Source organism: Paraglaciecola aquimarina, from assembly GCF_032464635.1.
GTDB lineage: Bacteria > Pseudomonadota > Gammaproteobacteria > Enterobacterales > Alteromonadaceae > Paraglaciecola > Paraglaciecola aquimarina.
This window is the reverse complement of the sequence record NZ_JAWDIO010000002.1, coordinates 2616140-2634465: the sequence shown is the minus strand read 5'-3', so window position 1 is coordinate 2634465 and position 18326 is coordinate 2616140. Positions and strand designations below refer to the sequence as shown.

The following is an 18326-nucleotide window of genomic DNA, read 5'->3' as shown; positions in this document are numbered from 1 at the left end:
TATTTTTATTCTGCACTAAGCGCAGAATCACTTCGGATATTCCATGCGTACTACTATAATTTCTGCCACCGTCAGCACTGCCTTATTTTTCAGTGCTTGTTCCACTCATCAAGAAAATGGCACAGCAACGACTATGCAATCACTAGAGCAAACACAACAAGATTTAAGCAATGTACTCATGAGGCCGAGTCCATTGTCTTATCAGGCCCCAGAGTTCGATAAACTTAGTACCGACAACTTTGAACCCGCAATAAACCGGGGTATGCAACTGCATAGCGCGCAAATTAACAAGATAGCGAACAACCCTGCAGCCGCTACTTTTGAGAATACGCTAGTAGAAATGGAGAAATCGGGACAACTTTTAGAACGTGCTTCAGGCATTTTTTTTAGCCTCTCTGGCGTGATTTCCGATGACGAATACTTGCGAATTGAAGCTGAGATTTCACCTAAACTCACTTCTCACTACGATAGTATTTATTTAAACAACGCATTATTCAAACGGGTGGCGCATATCTATGAGACAAGGGCGAGCTTGGCTCCAATAGATAAAAAGTTAACCGAATTTTATTACCACGGGTTTGTTCGAGCCGGGGCAAAATTAGACGAACAACAAAAACAAAAAATGCGCCAAATAAATGAAAAATTATCGAGCCTAGAAACTGAGTTTTCGCAAAATATATTGGCCTCTTTCAAGCAAGACACCATTATAGTCCAAGACAAGGCTGAACTAGCCGGACTTTCAGAGGATGACATAGCCTCACTTGCCGCCGCCGCCCAAGACGCCAATAAAGATGGTTACATGATCACTTTAGTCAACACCACCCGTCAGCCCATCTTGTCCAAATTGAGTAATCGCTCTCTTAGAGAAAAAATTTGGCAACGTTCGGCTACCCGAGCGATGGATACTAATGGCCCTGTTTTACGCGAGTTAGCCTCTTTACGCGCGCAAAAGTCCACGCTCCTCGGCTTTGCTAACTGGGCAAGTTACGCTACCGCCAACCAAATGGCTAAAACCCCAGAGGCTGTATTCAGTATGTTGGATGATCTGGCGCCTAAAGCGGTAAAAAAAGCCAAATTAGAAGCAAAAGCCATTGAGCAAGCAATGCATAAAGATGGTGTGCTAGGTCAAATTCAACCTTGGGACTGGGAGTTCTATGCAGAGAAAGTCAGGAAAGCCAAATACGACCTAGACGAGGACCTAGTCAAACCTTACTTCGAACTTAACTCGGTGCTTGAACAAGGCCTGTTTTTTGCGATGGAAAAGCTCTACGGCATTCATTTTAGCGAACGTTTAGATCTGCCAGTTTATCACCCAGACGTTAGGGTTTTCGAAGTCTTTAATCAGGATAATAGCAGTATAGGTTTATTTTACTTTGATCCCTATGCAAGAGAGGGCAAAGGCGGCGGTGCATGGATGGACGAATTTGTAACCCAGAGCTTTTTACTAAATCAAAAACCGGTGGTGTTCAACGTATTAAATATTGTAAAACCGGCTAAAGGCCAAGCTACATTGCTTACCTTTGAGCAAACAACTACTTTGTTCCATGAATTTGGACACGCTGCCCATGGTTTATTTTCTCAAGTAAAATACCCCAGTTTAGCCGGTACGGCTACGGCTAGAGACTTTGTAGAGTTCCCTTCACAATTCACAGAAGATTGGGCTATTGAGCCGAGTGTGATGGCCAATTATGCAAAACACTATAAAACGGCTGAAATGATCCCCGCTAAGCTGCTAGAAAAAGTGATGGCTGCCATCAAATTTAATCAGGGCTTTGACACAGTAGAGTATTTAGCGGCTGCATTACTGGATATGGAATGGCACGTGCAAGACCAACATACGCAAGTTACTGACGTCGAAGCGTTTGAACAGCAAGCACTAGCCAAACATGGGATAAATTACGCACCTATCCCTTCTCGTTATAAGTCTGCATATTTTAGTCATTCTTTTGCCGGTGGTTATTCAGCTAGCTATTACGCTTACTTATGGACCGAAGTATTTGCTGCCGACGCCTTTGCGTTTATGCAAGAGAATGGAGGACTTACTAGAGAAAATGGTGACAAATTCCGTAAAACTGTTCTTTCAAAAGGAAACAGCGAAGACTTGATGCAAGACTTTATTCACTTCAGAGGGCAACAACCCACCACTGATGCGTTACTAAAACGTCGCGGCTTGGTAGAATAAAAAACCAAACAAGTAAAAACACAACAGTCTATTTGGGTGCTATTTTTCACCCAAATGACGAGAGCCTGCTCCGCCAATCGCCACTGTGTTCGGCTAGGCAGGCTTCTTCAGTATCAAAACATACCTGATATTTAGCATTTTTGATCAGTACACCTACTTTAAGTAATTGCTGCTGCACCATCTTGCGGATCAGCACATCTTGCTGATTTGCCTTAGCCTCGAGCAAAGATTGATTAGTATCAAACACACAAGTGACCAGTAAGCTAGCTGGAAAATTTGAGTAATTAGCCGTATGGGTTAACCACTCAAATCCCACTATTTCAGCTTTCGCTGATCCACAAACAACAGTCAATCCTTTAATCACGTTATTATCTAACTTCTTGATTGTCTTATTCATTGTTGGTCAGACCTGCTTTTAATCAACAAAGGGTGGATCAATAAAAAGTCGTTAACGATAAAAAGCCTATTTACCGTATGTACACAAGTAAGCCGTTTCTACCGCAACTTTCACATTGAAGCTTTTATTCGCTTCTACCGTAAAGCTCTCACCTGCATTGTATGTATTCCATTCATCGCTGTTAGGAAGTTTAACGGTCAACGCGCCACTTACCACCGACATTGTTTCAAATTCGCTTGTGCCAAACTCATATTCCCCAATAGACATAACGCCAACGGTGGCAGGTAACGTGGCAGTTTGAAAAGCAATAGAAGTGACTTTATTGTCAAAGTAATGATTTACATTAAACATAATATTTCCTAATAATTGTAAAATAACTGCCCGCTAAGGTAGCAAATACGCAGCCATTAGCAAACCGCCAAAATAATCTAACTTATCAGCACAAAATTAAATACGAGTAACAACTTACATAAGCGAAAATAACTGTAATACAATACCCCCAACAAACAGCCAACATCTTAGCAATAACGAGGCAAAGGCATATAGACCGGCCTTTTAAATTAGCCTTGCAAGCGATACTTGCAAAGGAATATGCCACCTAGGAGTATTTCTAGGATGTGGGTGGGAATAAAGTAATTACAACAAAATCGAAGGAAACCTATGCTCATTCAAAAACATGTTCAAGATATCAAAACCGACACGGGTACCATGCGTACATCGGTTTATCGGCCAGTAGATGACAAGCACTATCCGGCGGTTATTTTCTACTCTGAGATTTTTCAAGAAACTACACCTATCACTCGCAGTGCGCAAATATTGGCTGGCCATGGTTTTGTGGTTTTAGTACCCGAAGTGTTTCATGAACTAAACCCTATTGGGACAGTACTAGCTTACGATGATGAAGGTAAGGACAAAGGCAACGCGGATAAATTTACTAAACCTTTAGAAGACCACGACTCGGATACCCAAGCTATGCTGAATTTCATCAAAGCTCAGAATTATTGCACAGGACAAGTAGGTGCAATGGGCGTATGTATTGGCGGACACCTGGCTTTTAGGGCAGCGTTAAATCCTGAAATAACAGCTGCATTTTGTTTATACCCTACCGATATTCATTCTAATACCCTGCCCTGTAAGGTTGGCAATGATTCATTAGCAATGAGTCATACGATTCAGTGCCCGATCACGTTAGTATTTGGTAAACAAGATCCCCATGTTTCTGCAGAAGGTAGAGCACTAATTCATCAAACGTTAAGCCAAAACAATAACGATTTCTGCTGGCACGAAGTAAACGCTCAACACGCCTTTATGCGTGACGAAGGTGACAGGTATGATGCAGCACTAGCGATGCAAATGTATGCGTTATCTGTGGCGTTTTTCCAACAACACTTACGTACCTAAATATTAGTCGTAGTGTTGACTATCAAACCTCTCTGGGCATTCAGCTGTATTCTGTATTTATGCAGTAATATAGCGGGTGCGGCTGAGAAAGTAACAAACAACCAATTTAGGTTATATGGCTTATCGCATTTTAAGCAAAGTGAAAAAAAGCCTGTTAACAGAATGGGTTACCAAAGGCGTCAATGCGACTCGGGCCACCCTAGGAGTCTACCCCAACACACTAAATTTCTATCTGTATCCTAAAAAAGCAAAGCAACCTGTACCTTGGGCCCATACTAGACGAGATGAGCATGAAAGCGTGCACTTATATGTCGACAGCCGTTTTCCTTTAGATAAATTTATAAAAGACTGGACCATCTATCACGAAATAGCTCACCTCGCTATTCCATATTTGGGCTCAAAATATAGTTGGCTTTCAGAAGGATTCGCCAGCTTTATGCAATATCAAATCATGCACCAAGCGGGGATATTAGCAGGCAGTTTACACAGCAATTACCACCAAAAAATATCCCCTCACTTGCGTTGGTTTAACAGTGAATTAACAGCCGCTTCTATTGCCCAAAGACTCATGAAAAACGAGCAGTACCCCGCCGCTTACTGGGGCAGCGCATACTTTTTTGTCTTGGCAGATAAACAATTGCGTCAGGCACACCAAGTCAACTTGGTTGAACTGATTAGTCATTACCAAGATTGTTGTCGCCAGAATGACAACAATGTACATGATCTCATGCAGTCTCTAGACAATATGCTAGAGACTAAAATACTGGCTAACTTACTGCAGCAATATGAAAACGCAGCTGCCAAAACCTTGTATCCAGAGCACTTTGAATAAAGAACTGGCTAAGTATAGACCGCACCTTACCAACCCAACTCAACTCAACTCAACTAGTAAAATAGTAAGCTGCTGCTTATTTCCGGCTAGTGAACTAAACATGGGTTACGAGTAGCAAAAAAATGTTGGTGAGTTTTGACAACAACAGTTACAGTAGCCACAAAAATTGACAGTAAACACTCCATGAAAAAACACATATATGTAGCATACACAGGCGGTACCATTGGCATGCGGCCCTCTGACCAAGGTTTCATTCCAGCGGCTGGATTTTTATCTGCTACTGTTGCCAATATGCCTGAATTTCAACGCAGTGAAATGCCAAACTTCACCATCCATGAATATGATCCCTTAATTGATTCATCCGACATGAGCCCGACAGATTGGCAAAATATAGCCGATGATATTTTAAATAATTACCAAGACTACGATGGCTTCATCATATTACATGGTACAGACACTATGGCGTATACGGCCTCGGCTTTGTCATTCATGTTAGAAAACTTAGGAAAGCCAGTGATCGTCACAGGCTCACAAATACCGCTGGCGCAACTGCGTTCTGACGGCCAAGTCAATTTACTGAACGCGTTATACATTGCCGCTAATTATCCTATAGCTGAAGTGACCTTATTCTTTAATAACCAATTATTTCGCGGCAATCGTAGTCGAAAGTTAAACGCCGACGGTTTCAATGCTTTTGAGTCACCTAATTACCCAACGTTATTGGAAGCCGGCATTAATATTGAAATAAAATTGGACAAAACCTTAGTCGCTGCTGATAACTCAAAACCTCTTCAAGTCAGTAAAATCAAATCTCAACCCATAGGCATAGTCACGCTTTATCCGGGTATAAGTGCCGAAGTGATCAAAAACGCCTTACAACAACCAGTCAAAGCGCTAATATTATTGAGTTTTGGGGTGGGCAACGCCCCACAAAACCAAGCTTTGCTTAAGCAACTAACTCGGGCCAACGAGCAACAGATCATCGTGTTAAATTGTACCCAATGTGTACGAGGAAAAGTGAATATGTCAGGCTATGCTAATGGCAATATACTTAAACAAGTTGGCGTGGTATCAGGTACAGATATGACCCCCGAAGCGGCACTGGCCAAGTTACATTATTTACTTAGCAAAGCGTTACCTATAAACGAAATCAAACGTTTACTAGTAACAAATTTGCGCGGCGAACTAACTGAGGCCGACATCGGTATTGAGGCATAGTAACCCTGCTCTTTTTTACAACGCCAAACAGTGTCATAGTTTTTCTGTGAGTCAATCTTTAGCCCTATTTATCAAATAATAATCATAGAAAGTCGTGTTTGATAGTCGTATTTGAGCATTGCGGATACCCCATTGAGCAAAAGCCACAGTAAGGCCTATTACAGCAGCCAAACAGTATTCTCTCAGTCCCGTCCTTTACCTTGTATAGCCGCATTGCCGTGATTATAAAGGCTCGTTTGTGACGGCTGTTTTTTGTGATTGAGTGTTAAAACTCAGTTGATAAAATCTCTTGTATTTTTATCCCTAGATTTGATCCAAAACCGCTGATTAGCTAATGATTTAACCTCAATTTTTTGCTAAACTTCGGCTCCATTTTTCACAGCAATATTTGAGCTTACATTACTTCCTATGACAATAAACGAACATACCCCCTCTGACACTCAAGATAACAGCCAAATTAAAGTAATAGTGGGCATGTCTGGCGGTGTTGACTCTTCCGTATCTGCTTACCTGCTGAAAGAGCAAGGGTATCAGGTTGAAGGCTTGTTCATGAAAAATTGGGAAGAAGACGACAATGAGGAATATTGTTCGGCCGCCGAAGACCTAAGAGATGCGCAAGCCGTGGCTGACAAACTTGGCATTGAATTACATACCATCAATTTTGCGGCTGAATACTGGGACAACGTATTTGAGTACTTTTTAGCAGAATACAAAGCAGGACGCACGCCCAATCCCGATATAATGTGCAATAAAGAAATCAAGTTTAAGGCCTTTCTTGAGTTTGCCGCCGAGGAATTAGCAGCTGACTATATTGCCACTGGGCATTATGTGCAACGTTCTAATGAAAGTGGTAAGTGGCAAATGTTGCGTGGCTTAGACGGTAACAAAGACCAAAGCTATTTTTTATATACCTTGGGTGAACAGCACATCAGCCAAACATTATTTCCAATAGGCCATCTGCAAAAGCCTAGAGTTAGAGAAATTGCCCTAGAGCAAGACTTGGTCACCCATGACAAAAAAGACAGTACAGGAATATGTTTTATTGGCGAGCGAAAATTTAAAGAATTTTTAGCCCAGTATTTACCTGCTCAATCAGGCGATATTGAAACAGCCGAAGGGCAAATCATCGGTAAACACGAAGGTTTGATGTACCACACTTTAGGTCAACGCAAAGGTTTAATGATTGGGGGCATGAAGGAATATGGCGATGATCCATGGTACGTGGTCGATAAAGACGTACCTCGCAATGTGCTAATAGTTGGGCAAGGCGCAAGTCACCCTCGTTTATATTCAAAAGGTTTAGTTGCTAACCAACTGCACTGGGTTGACCGCAAAGGTCCACAAAGTGAAATCAAATGCGCGGTAAAAACCCGTTATCGCCAAGAAGACATTCCCTGCACCGTTACACCTCAACCTGGAGGTAGTGTTGTAGTCATGTTTGACGATCCACAAAAAGCTGTTACCACCTGGCCAATCAGCCGTATTTTATCACCAAGAAGTCTGCCTAGGTGGCGGTATCATAGAGAACTACATCCGCTAATGAGTGAATATAAAAATAATCGATTTTATCAAAGCAATATAGCCTTAGCTGGGCTGTGCCAAGCCGTAGCCATGGTTAAACAAGTGGCCCGAAAAAGCGAATTTGACCAAGCCGCATTGGCTACTTGTATTCGCAGTATCACGGTAACGGATCCTAGTAACACCGAAGAAGTATTTGGCGACATAGGTCAACTATCACTAGGTTATAAGACTATTCTTGAGCAGTTAGGTAATCAGTCTAATAAAGATGTAGAAATTACCCGCTACATTGCAAATCTACTGTCTATTGAACGTAAACTGAGCGGAAATAAAAAAGCCATGGCGACCTTAGGCGAGCGTATCAGCAATGTGCAAAGACAAGCTGTTCATTTGGAATTGCTCGATACTCAAATGTTACGTAATTTAGACAGCATTTACACTGACGTGATCAGCCCTTTAGGTAGAAAAATACAAGTTGGCGGCGAACCAGAACTACTGAAACGTGAAGACAACCAATACCGTGTCAGAGCCGCATTATTAGCGGGCGTTCGAGCAACAGTACTTTGGCGTCAACTAGGCGGTAAGCGTCGTCAAATTTTGCTTAACAGACAACAAATTGTCAAAAGCGCAGAACAAACTTTAAACCACATTAACACAGCAAATTAGGAGCATTTCATGGACTTATCGGCATTAACGGCGGTATCCCCAATTGACGGTCGATACGGCAGTAAAACTGTTGAGCTACGCCACATTTTTAGCGAATTTGGTCTATTAAAATACCGCGTGGTTGTAGAAGTACGTTGGTTACAAAAATTGTCGGCTGCTGCCGACATCAAAGAAGTGCCTGCGTTAAGTGATGAAGCACAAGCTGTGTTAAACGCCATAGTTGATAATTTTTCTGAACAAGATGCACAACGAATCAAAACAATTGAAAGCACCACCAACCACGATGTTAAAGCGGTTGAATACTTCTTAAAAGAAAAAGTTGCAGGCAATGCCGAACTGCATGCCATCAATGAATTCATCCATTTTGCCTGTACCTCAGAAGACATCAATAACCTGTCTCATGCCTTAATGTTAAACGAAGCTCGTAATGGGGTTATTTTACCGTATTGCGACAAATTGGTAGCAGAACTTAAGCGCCTAGCAATTGAGTTGAAAGCGGTACCAATGATGGCCAGAACTCACGGCCAACCGGCCTCGCCTACCACAATGGGTAAGGAAATGGCCAATGTGATGATCCGCCTGCAACGCCAAAGGGAACAAATCGCTCAAGTGCAAATGTTAGGGAAAATCAACGGTGCTGTGGGTAACTACAATGCTCACCTTTCAGCCTATCCAGAATTTGATTGGCATACCTTTGCAGGTGAGTTTGTCTCCAGCTTAGGCATTACCTCAGGACCCATTCACGACACAAATAGAACCTCACGACTACATTGCTGAGCTATTTGACGCCATTGCACGTTTTAATACCATACTGATTGATTTTGACCGTGATATTTGGGGCTATATAGCCCTAGGTCATTTCAAACAGAAAACGATAGCAGGCGAAATTGGTTCATCGACCATGCCACACAAAGTTAACCCTATTGATTTCGAGAACTCTGAAGGCAACTTAGGTTTAGCCAATGCAATGTTCGGCCATTTAGCCACTAAATTGCCAGTATCGCGCTGGCAACGTGACCTGACCGACTCTACCGTTTTACGTAACTTGGGAGTGGGTGTGGGGTACGCCATTATTGCATATCAAGCTTCACTTAAAGGGATCAGTAAGTTAGAAGTGAATCCTCAAAGTTTACTAGACGAGTTGGATAACAACTGGGAATTATTGGCTGAGCCAGTACAAACAGTTATGCGCCGATATGGAATTGAAAAGCCTTATGAGAAGCTAAAAGAGCTTACTCGCGGTAAAAAAGTAGATCAAAAAATCATGGCACAATTCATTGATACGTTAGCTTTGCCGGAAGAAGCAAAAACACAATTGAAACAGCTAACGCCTGCCAACTATATTGGCCGCGCGATTGAATTTGTCGAGCAATTAGAAGGTTAGCCTTAACTTGCGACATTTTTAACCCCTAAAAATAAGATGCCAACTATACTTTTAGTTGGCATTGATTTTTAAAGGGAAGTAAAAATGTTCAAGCATGTTCTGAAAACGTGGGTTTGGGCTGGAATTGCACGTTACCCTCACGAATACTTCACTCCAGTCCGTCTTACCAATATTATTGCATTTGTTATTATTGCCGTATCGGTTTGTCAAATTCCGAGTGCCATTTGGTTTTGGCAACAAACAGGTCAAAATCAATTTTACATCACCTGCACCACCATTTTGTTGCTGGTTATTGTTCCCGTACTCAACCACTTTGGCCATTACCTACAGGCTAAAATTTGGCTTATTTTAGTCTATATTGCTGATCTCATTGCCACTTGCTTGTTATGGGAATTGGACTTATACATTCATTTTTTCTATTTATTAGCGGTGGTTTGTTGTCCGTTCTTTTTTACCGACAAGGAAGCCAAGTACAAGTGGTTTTTCTCCGTACTGTTTAGCGGCTTATTTCTAACGACAGAAGTCTATTATCAACTCACTTTGCCTCATCAATACAATCCAGATCAACAGAGCTTTAAGTTTACCAGTGCTTGTTTACTAGCCTTAGCCAGCTTGCTCTGTAGTTTTCATATTCAGAAAAACATAGGCCGAAGTTGGAAAAAACTAGCCTTTGAAAAGAAACGTTCAGAGCAACTACTACTCAATATATTGCCAACCAGCATTGCACAACGATTAAAAAACTCCAGTCACTTGATCGCTGATTATTTCGCCCAAGCCAGTATTTTATTTGCCGATATTCAAGATTTCACTCCCATATGCAAGAGCTGTACACCACAGCAACTGGTTAAAATTCTAAACGAGATATTTTGCGCCTTCGACGAACTATCATTACGATATGGCTTAGAGAAAATAAAAACCAGTGGCGACGGCTATATGGCAGCTGGCGGATTACCTAAGGCGAATTCTGAACACGCCATTAACTGCTGTCACTGTGCACTAGACATGCAATACGCTTTTCAAGCAATCAGTCAAAAATACAATTTAAAAACAGGTTTACGAATAGGCATTGGTTGTGGTGAAGTCGTGGCTGGAATCATTGGCAAAAACAAGTTCAGTTACGATATGTGGGGCGAAGCCGTTAATTTAGCATCCCGTATGGAGAGTCATGGTGCATGTCATAGAATTCAAACCACACAATCCACCTATGATTTAACCAAATCTGAATTCGAATATGTCAATCGAGGAAAAATAACCGTCAAAGGCATAGGTTCGGTCAATACTTATTGGCTGCTCGATCGCAAGTCAACCATCAGCCACTAGACATAAAGCAAAAGAAACAACATTTCTAGTTCGCTAGGGCGCCCATAAATGATATAAAGCACCATAATCGAGCCCCCTTTTTAAGCCTATCCCCCTGAGTTGACTATTTATGTACCACCTTACCCATTTTAATATCGAACAGTTTTTATCGGATTACTGGCAAAAAAAACCATTATTAATCCGTCAAGGCCTCCAAGATTTTGAAGATCCCATCGACGAACACGAACTGGCAGGCTTAACCGAGGAAGAGTCGGTAGATTCTCGTATTGTACATTATCAAAATGGTGCTTGGACCGTTGAACATGGGCCTTATGCAGATATTAACAGTCATTGTGTTGGTCAGTGGAGCTTGTTAGTTCAGTCTGTTGACCGATTCTCACCTGAAGCAGACCAATTAATGACAGCGTTTAACTTTATCCCTTATTGGCGTATGGACGACTTAATGGTCAGCTATTCTAATGCTGGCGCGGGAGTAGGCCCACACCTCGACCAATACGATGTATTTATTATTCAAGGTAAGGGAAGCAGACGATGGCAAGTTGGTTTGCCTAGCGACTACGAGACCATAAGGCCCCACTGCGATTTGTCTCAGATTACGGGCTTTGAACCAATAATTGACGAAGTACTAAGCGCCGGAGATATTTTATATATCCCAGCCAATCACCCTCACAATGGCGTAGCTCTTGAAGCCTGCTTAAATTACTCCGTTGGGTTTCGTGCCCCATCTCAGCAAGAGATGCTATCGTCCTTTGTTGATCACGCTATCGATAACAATTTACTCACAAAACGATACCGAGACCAAGCGTTAGCCCCTCGCCAATATTCGGGTGAAATCAAGCAACAAGAAATTGCCGATTTTAAAGAGTTATTGTCAGAGGCATTAGCAAGCGAGCAGTTTGAGCAATGGTTGCCCACATTTTTAAGTGCCAACAAAAAAGAAGAAGATCCACACCAAGCCATCGAAGAGTTCTCCGAACAAGGGATTGTTGATTTACTCTGCGACGGCCACTACTTTTATCGTGCGCCGGGGGTAAAGCCTATATTTGTAGAGGCGAAAACAATCAATGACCATTCGCAGCATCTCTTTACATTTTACATTGATGGCGAAACATACTCAGGCCCCACAGATACAGCCGCACTAGTTAAGCGTTTTTTATCAAAACCCTGGATAAACCAACAATTTTTGACAGATACTAGCGAGCAATTTCAATCAAGCCAACATTCTGAATTCGTTAGGTTATTAACCCGACTAGTGAATAAAGGCCACTGGTACATTGCAGAATAGCTTGTTGTTGCGCTTCGTATTCTATTGAAAGGCCCAAGCTAAATATTCGCCAGGCTCTAAGCATTTATTATGGTTCGAAAAGTGAGATTCACTCTTGGTGAATCCACTTTCTTAGTAGGAGGCAAACGATGCAACCAATGGCTTTGGGTTTCACCTTTCATCATCAACAAACTACCATGTTGCAAAACTAACGACTGTGTATTTTGACTGCGCTTGTGCTTAAATGAAAACTTCCGCTCAGCCCCAAAACTCAAAGAGCCAATTGATCCGTTCTTCAACAAGTCTTTCTCGCCATCACTGTGCCAAGCCATCCCTTCTTCACCACTGTGATACAAATTGACTAAACAAGAATTAAATTTGTTAGCGGTTTTTTGTTCGACAATTTGTTTAAGTTCCAGCAACTCATTTTTCCAAGGTAAAGCCAATTTAGTGGTATTTGAATAGGTCAGCCGGAACGCTTTGTCTCCATACAAGGCCACCTTTCGCTTAGTTAGAATGTGTTTGCCATGAATATTTGCTTGATCATGTTGCCATTCAATTTTATGCAGTAAGGATTCAAAATAGTAATCAGCTTGTTCAACAGGAAGTACTAAACCATGGTATTCCACCAGCCCATCGTAGTCGATAACATTAATGGGGTTCACCTCCGGCTGCTCAAACAAGTTTAAGTTTTGCAAAATACCTCCCCCATAAAAGCTCATTTATCCTTAGTAAAATTGTAATTACCGCCACCTTGCTTCAATTGAAAGCGACGGTAGTCAACGCTGCCATCATCAAGGCCAAACAGCATAGCAATTCCCGCTGGTGCAAACCGAAACTCTGAATTAGAGAATGGCGTTAATACAAAGGGCCCTTGCCCTGTAGCTTGTGCCATCAATTTACCATTTTCGACCTTTATCGTAATTTTAAGCGGAATGTCTTGAGAAGCAAACACACCTTGATACTTAGCGAGTTCAGATTCTGGCAGACTAATAGGCTTTTGAGTAAAATCAGGGATATCAAAAGGTAGCCCATAATAAATACTTAAAACACCAATACTGATATCGTTCAATTTGTAATCTAGTCCATTTGCCGTCAGTGTAAATACAGTATTATCAGCATCAAAATATCCTGTTTGCGAAACAAAGCCATCTATTCCACCAGAATGTCCATAAGCTGTCTTTTGATAGAACGGAAACTTAAACAAACCACGACCAAACCCTTGGTTGATCTCTTTAATTTTAGTAAGTGATGCAGCAGAGAGTAATTTGCCCTTAAACAAATGGGTCAAGAATACGCCTACTTCTGTTGGCGTAGAAATAATCGCCCCAGCACTAAATGGAATACTCATATCCGTTTCGCTAGCAGGCTCCCACTGCTGCGAACGTAAAGTATATGAATTAGCTTGATTGTCCTTTACATTAATTGGCCCAGCAAAAGAGGTTCTTTCAAGATCCAACTTATCAGCAATCCTTCGTTGTAGCTGATTAGCATAGCTGTCTTTAGTGATGTCTTCGATGATAAACCCTAAAAGCACGTAGGCACTGTTTGAGTAACTCCCTTGACTACCTGGTTCAAAATCGCTATCTAACCCTTCTATCAAACGAACCATCTCAACCCTAGTTTTAGGCTCAGTCATATATTGAGTGTAATCATCAGACCGCGTGAAGTTAAAAATGCCACTTCTATGGTTCAACAACATAGATATAGTGATTTTATCGGCATTTTTCACATTAGGATAATAAACAGCAAGCTTACTATCTAGCGATAGCTTACCTTCATCAATTAACTGAAAAATCATAGTCGACGTAAACACTTTAGTGATCGAGCCAATGTGATACTGGGTGTCTTTATTCGCTTTTTGACGACTCGCTATATCTACAAAGCCGACAGACTTTTGATAGATTGGCTCACCATCTTTTAATATAGCCAGGCTAAACATTGCTTTTTTGTTGTCATTTAAAGCATCGATGTATTGACTGAGTTTGACGCTATCAAATCCCAGCGCGGACACACTAAATATATTAACAAATATAAATAACCAAACATTCTTCAGCATTTGACACCTTCCTTAGAATTAAGCAAAAACCATAAAGGTTCTGGTTGCACTATGCAATTACTTTCCATACAACCTCAATAATGTTCTGTTTACCCCAGCTCACACCTATTCCACTTGTTTCTGAGCCAAATCCCCCAATTGAGACACTCATCATAATCCCCAATCGCAATTGAGACACCCATCATCACAAAATCGCAATTGAGACACCCATAATTGGAAACTTGTTTTTCATCACAAGTGGCTAGACTATGTGCTTTGGAATTAAACGCTAAAAGTAAACCGATTCCGGCTCAAAAGACTACCGGCATGACGGACTAGAAAAATGACATTTCTGCTTGCCGTTAGCAGATATTAACAACCTCCAACGCCGTCATCCCTGCATGCCGATAGCAGGGATCCAAACTTTTTATGGGTGTCTTAATTGGAACGGACTAGAAAAATGACATTTCTGCTTGCCGTTAGCGGATATTAACAACCTCCAACGCCGTCATCCCTGCATGCCGTTAGCAGGGATCCAAGCATTTTATGGGTGTCTTAATTGGAACGTTATGGGTGTCTTAATTGGAACGTTAATTTGACCGTCCACCAGCTTCGTAGTCCGTCGTTGCCGCTCGTTCCCAAAAAGGGGCTCATCCACCTGTCGCTTATCTCTAGCTCAAATTCATTTCTAATATTTGTAATGGATGCTTAGGTTTGAAGTTATCAAACCTAGCGACTTGGCTACGACATGAGTAACCCGTTGCGAGTATTTGTTCAGGCTGCAATTTCTTTACCGCCTGCTCCCAACTCATTTCATACAATCCTTTTGATTCAGCTAAATGACTGGCTTCATGGCCAAAGGTACCAGCCATACCACAACAGCCAACGGCAATAGAATGTAACTCCAAACCAGCTTGACTAAATATTCCTTGCCAATCTTTTTCTGATGTCGGTAAAGCCGTTTTTTCAGAGCAATGCCCAAATAGGGCATAAGGTTTTGCTGCGCCCTGCTCGTTTTTGGCAGTGACCTTAGGCATATCTATACTCTGCAACCATTCGTGTACCAATTCCACTTTAAAGTCACCACGTGCTTGACCTAGTATTTTGCTATATTCGTCGCGATAACATAACACCATTGACGGGTCCACCCCACCATAGGTAATTCAAGCGCAGCTATTTCATTAAGTAAATCAGCAGCATTCTTGGCTGTTTTAGCAAATTCCTTTAAAAAGCCTTTTACATGCTGAGGTTTACCATTAGGTTTAAAGGGCAATAAAATAGGTTCATAACCTAACTTTGCAATCAGTTTAACCAAAGATGCCACTACCTCAGCGTCATAAAAACTAGTAAAGGGATCTTGGACGATACATACCTTTTTAGCGAGTTCTGCAACTGATAGTGACTGCAATTTTTCTAGACTAAACTGGGTGGCACTATGGTTCTCTAGCTTTTTCTGCAATGTCGGTTCAGACAAAATAGGCGTGTCTACGTAGCCGACTGTTTTACGAATAGTGGTATTCACCCAGTCTTGTTTCAAAAAGAAATTGACAAAACTTGGGGCTTTGGCCATTAATGGTGCCATTTGTTCGATGTTTCCCACCAAAAAGTCTTTTGCTGGTCGCATATATCGTTGGTGATAGATACTAAGAAAACGCGATCTAAAACTCGGCACATCAACACTAACAGGGCATTGGCTTGAACAGGCTTTACATGCCAAACATCCTTCCATGACCTCTAGCACCTGATGCGAAAAGTCATCCCTTTCTCTTTTGTCTGTCGAATTTCTAAAACGCTCCCACCAAGTAGGTGGATCTTCGTTGTGCTCAAGTTCATTAATATCAATATTGCGTTCCGATAAAAGTCGCAACCACTCACGGACTATTCCAGCTCGACCTTTAGGACTATGCCTTCTATCTCCTGTTACTTTGAACGATGGGCACATAGGCGAAGTCGTGTCATAGTTAAAACACAGCCCGTTGCCATTGCAACTCATAGCCGCTTCAAAAGATGTACGCACGGCGATAGGAATTTGACGATCGAACTGACCTCGTTTTGTTCCAGCGACTTTAACCAATTCGTCTTTGCAATCAACAGGAGTGCAAATTTTTCCTGGATTCATTTTATTTAACGGATCAAATACCGACTTAATTTTACGCAACTCAGCATACAATTCTTCACCAAAAAATTGCGGTGAATACTCACTACGATAACCTTTACCATGTTCGCCCCACATTAAGCCGCCATATTTAGCCACTAGAGCAACGACTTTATCTGATATTTGCGGGATCATTTTTTCTTGCTCAGCGTCACACATATCTAGCGCAGGACGCACATGCAAAACACCTGCATCAACGTGGCCAAACATACCGTAATGCAAACCATAACCGTCTAGTAACGTACGAAACTCCATTATGAAATCCGCTAGGTTTTCTGGAGGAACCGCAGTATCTTCAACAAAAGCCAGTGGCTTTTTGGCGCCTTTGGTTTTACCTAACAACCCCACTGACTTCTTACGCATAGCATAAATTTTACCAATATCCGCTTTGTCATAAGTAACCTGAAAACCAATCACTCCTTTGTCACTGGCTTTATCTAAACTGGCAGACAAGCTAGCGATTTTCTGTTCGATATCGGCTTGATCGTTACTGTTATATTCAACCATATTCAAACCCAGCACTGTCTTACCTTCAACCTCAGTGATCAAATCTTTCACCGAATGCCAAACGATATCTTGCTTAGCTAAGTTCAACACATTGCTGTCGACGGTCTCTACCGAGGTCGCATTAGCCGCCACCATGCTAGGAGCATGTCGCAAAGCCGACTCAAAGGAGTCATATTTAACATTGACGAGCGCTTTATAAGTGGCAATGGGGGTAATGTTTAATTTGGCCTCGGCCACAAAGGCTAGCGACCCTTCAGAGCCGGTTATCACGCGGCTAATGTCTAATTCAGATAAGTCGTCATTCAATGTGTGCTCTAAATCATAGCCGGTTAAAAAGCGATTTAGTCTTGGAAATTTTTGCAAAATTTGTTGACGCTTTTTAACACAAGTATCCAGCAGTTGTTTCGCTACTTGGCCATGTCTAGAAGTTTGCTCGGCTAATGCTTTAGCCTCAACCATTGGCATGGGCTGCGTGTTTAACAGAGTACCGTCTGCTAACACAGATGTCAGTCCTAGTACATGGTCACTGGTTTTTCCATACACTAGTGAGCCTTGACCAGATGCATCTGTATTAATCATGCCACCTACTGTGGCGCGGTTACTGGTAGATAAATCAGGCGCAAAGAAAAAGCCTAATGGTCTAAGCACATCGTTTAGTTGATCTTTGACCACTCCAGCTTGAACACGAGCCCATTTTTCTTCAACATTAACTTCTAACACTTGGTTCATATGGCGTGACACATCGACGATAATGCCAGATGTTAGAGACTGACCATTGGTGCCTGTACCGCCTCCCCTAGCGGAAAATCGAACATTGTCAAACTGATTAGCCACTTTACCTATTATCGTTAAATCATCTACAGACTTCGGCAGAACCACCGCTTGCGGCAATTGTTGATAAATTGAATTATCGGTGGCAACGGCTAAACGACTGGCATAACTAAATTCAACATCACCAGTAAAAGATGATTGATTTAACGCGGATAAAAACTCTTGATATTCGCTCTCAATAACTGAGCGGGGATCTAACGCTGGAAGCATAATAGTAAATTCGGATTCAAAGCCTAAAGAAGTAACGGGATTATACCTAAAATCAGTGGAATTGCACGACGGCGAAAAACGAATAATCCCCCATAGACTTAGCCATAGTAGGTGGTTGAAGCCATTCAACACATCCTAAAAAGATACCCTCAGCAAATTGACGTACAAATTTCACATGATCAATTTCACCTGATCAATTTCAACACATAGTTTGTAACAACTTTAGGCTTACCCCTAGGCTTACTCTTGATAGACTATTCATATTGATTAACGAAAGGCGCATGCAAGATGAAAAGTCTAAGAATTGGTTTTGGCTTCATTTTAACAGGCTTTGGAGTGATATTTTTTATCGTACATAGGTACTATGTTAGCGTTAATATTGGGTTTGTTTATGCTCAGTTAT

At 41.7% G+C, this 18326-nt stretch carries 11 protein-coding genes and 3 pseudogenes; 9 read left to right on the top strand and 5 right to left on the bottom strand.

The window, feature by feature from the left end; translation table 11 throughout:
- Nucleotides 1-43: 43 nt before the first annotated feature.
- Nucleotides 44-2182 (top strand): M3 family metallopeptidase, encoded by a 2139-nt coding sequence (locus RS130_RS13080; protein WP_316026304.1) that lies wholly within the window; start codon nucleotides 44-46, stop codon nucleotides 2180-2182.
- 46 nt (nucleotides 2183-2228) lie between these two features.
- Here RS130_RS13080 and RS130_RS13075 read toward each other — a convergent pair whose 3' ends face one another.
- Both RS130_RS13075 and ppnP read right to left on the bottom strand, forming a co-directional pair.
- Nucleotides 2229-2579 carry a Fis family transcriptional regulator gene (locus tag RS130_RS13075; RefSeq protein ID WP_316026303.1) on the bottom strand — a complete coding sequence of 117 codons (351 nt, stop codon included), beginning with the start codon at nucleotides 2577-2579 and terminating at the stop codon, nucleotides 2229-2231.
- Nucleotides 2580-2645: 66 nt separating this feature from the next.
- Nucleotides 2646-2930, bottom strand: coding sequence for a pyrimidine/purine nucleoside phosphorylase (gene ppnP, locus RS130_RS13070; protein WP_316026302.1), 285 nt, complete (start codon nucleotides 2928-2930; stop codon nucleotides 2646-2648).
- Between the two features lie 309 nt (nucleotides 2931-3239).
- Here ppnP and RS130_RS13065 point away from each other — a divergent pair, with 309 nt between their 5' ends.
- The 8 genes and pseudogenes from RS130_RS13065 to RS130_RS13030 all read left to right on the top strand — a co-directional run bounded on the left by RS130_RS13065 (nucleotide 3240) and on the right by RS130_RS13030 (nucleotide 12203).
- Nucleotides 3240-3980: a dienelactone hydrolase family protein gene (locus tag RS130_RS13065; protein WP_316026301.1), complete on the top strand. Its 741-nt coding sequence runs from the start codon at nucleotides 3240-3242 to the stop codon at nucleotides 3978-3980.
- A gap of 115 nt (nucleotides 3981-4095) precedes the next feature.
- Nucleotides 4096-4812, top strand: coding sequence for a hypothetical protein (locus RS130_RS13060; RefSeq protein WP_316026300.1), 717 nt, complete (start codon nucleotides 4096-4098; stop codon nucleotides 4810-4812).
- A 183-nt stretch (nucleotides 4813-4995) separates the two neighbouring features.
- Nucleotides 4996-6030, top strand: coding sequence for an asparaginase (gene ansA / locus RS130_RS13055; RefSeq protein ID WP_316026299.1), 1035 nt, complete (start codon nucleotides 4996-4998; stop codon nucleotides 6028-6030).
- A gap of 408 nt (nucleotides 6031-6438) precedes the next feature.
- Nucleotides 6439-7570: pseudogene (mnmA, locus tag RS130_RS13050) on the top strand (tRNA 2-thiouridine(34) synthase MnmA).
- Nucleotides 7570-8214 carry a high frequency lysogenization protein HflD gene (gene hflD, locus RS130_RS13045; protein ID WP_316026298.1) on the top strand — a complete coding sequence of 215 codons (645 nt, stop codon included), beginning with the start codon at nucleotides 7570-7572 and terminating at the stop codon, nucleotides 8212-8214. The pseudogene mnmA and the gene hflD overlap by 1 nt, the downstream one beginning before the upstream one ends.
- Nucleotides 8215-8223: 9 nt before the next feature.
- Nucleotides 8224-9598 (top strand): annotated as a pseudogene (gene purB, locus RS130_RS13040) (adenylosuccinate lyase).
- 84 nt (nucleotides 9599-9682) lie between these two features.
- Nucleotides 9683-10918, top strand: a complete 1236-nt coding sequence (locus RS130_RS13035; RefSeq protein WP_316026297.1) for an adenylate/guanylate cyclase domain-containing protein — start codon at nucleotides 9683-9685, stop codon at nucleotides 10916-10918.
- Between the two features lie 109 nt (nucleotides 10919-11027).
- On the top strand, nucleotides 11028-12203 hold the full coding sequence (locus tag RS130_RS13030) for a JmjC domain-containing protein (protein WP_316026296.1): 1176 nt from the start codon (nucleotides 11028-11030) through the stop codon (nucleotides 12201-12203).
- A 56-nt stretch (nucleotides 12204-12259) separates the two neighbouring features.
- Here RS130_RS13030 and RS130_RS13025 read toward each other — a convergent pair whose 3' ends face one another.
- The 3 genes and pseudogenes from RS130_RS13025 to ydiJ form a co-directional block, all read right to left on the bottom strand.
- A complete protein-coding gene (locus tag RS130_RS13025; protein ID WP_316026295.1) occupies nucleotides 12260-12880 on the bottom strand; it encodes an alpha-ketoglutarate-dependent dioxygenase AlkB family protein in 621 nt (206 codons plus the stop codon).
- Nucleotides 12881-12900: 20 nt separating this feature from the next.
- Nucleotides 12901-14241: a serine hydrolase domain-containing protein gene (locus RS130_RS13020; protein WP_316026294.1), complete on the bottom strand. Its 1341-nt coding sequence runs from the start codon at nucleotides 14239-14241 to the stop codon at nucleotides 12901-12903.
- A 650-nt stretch (nucleotides 14242-14891) separates the two neighbouring features.
- Nucleotides 14892-17923 (bottom strand): annotated as a pseudogene (ydiJ, locus tag RS130_RS13015) (D-2-hydroxyglutarate dehydrogenase YdiJ).
- Between the last annotated feature and the right edge of the window lie 403 nt (nucleotides 17924-18326).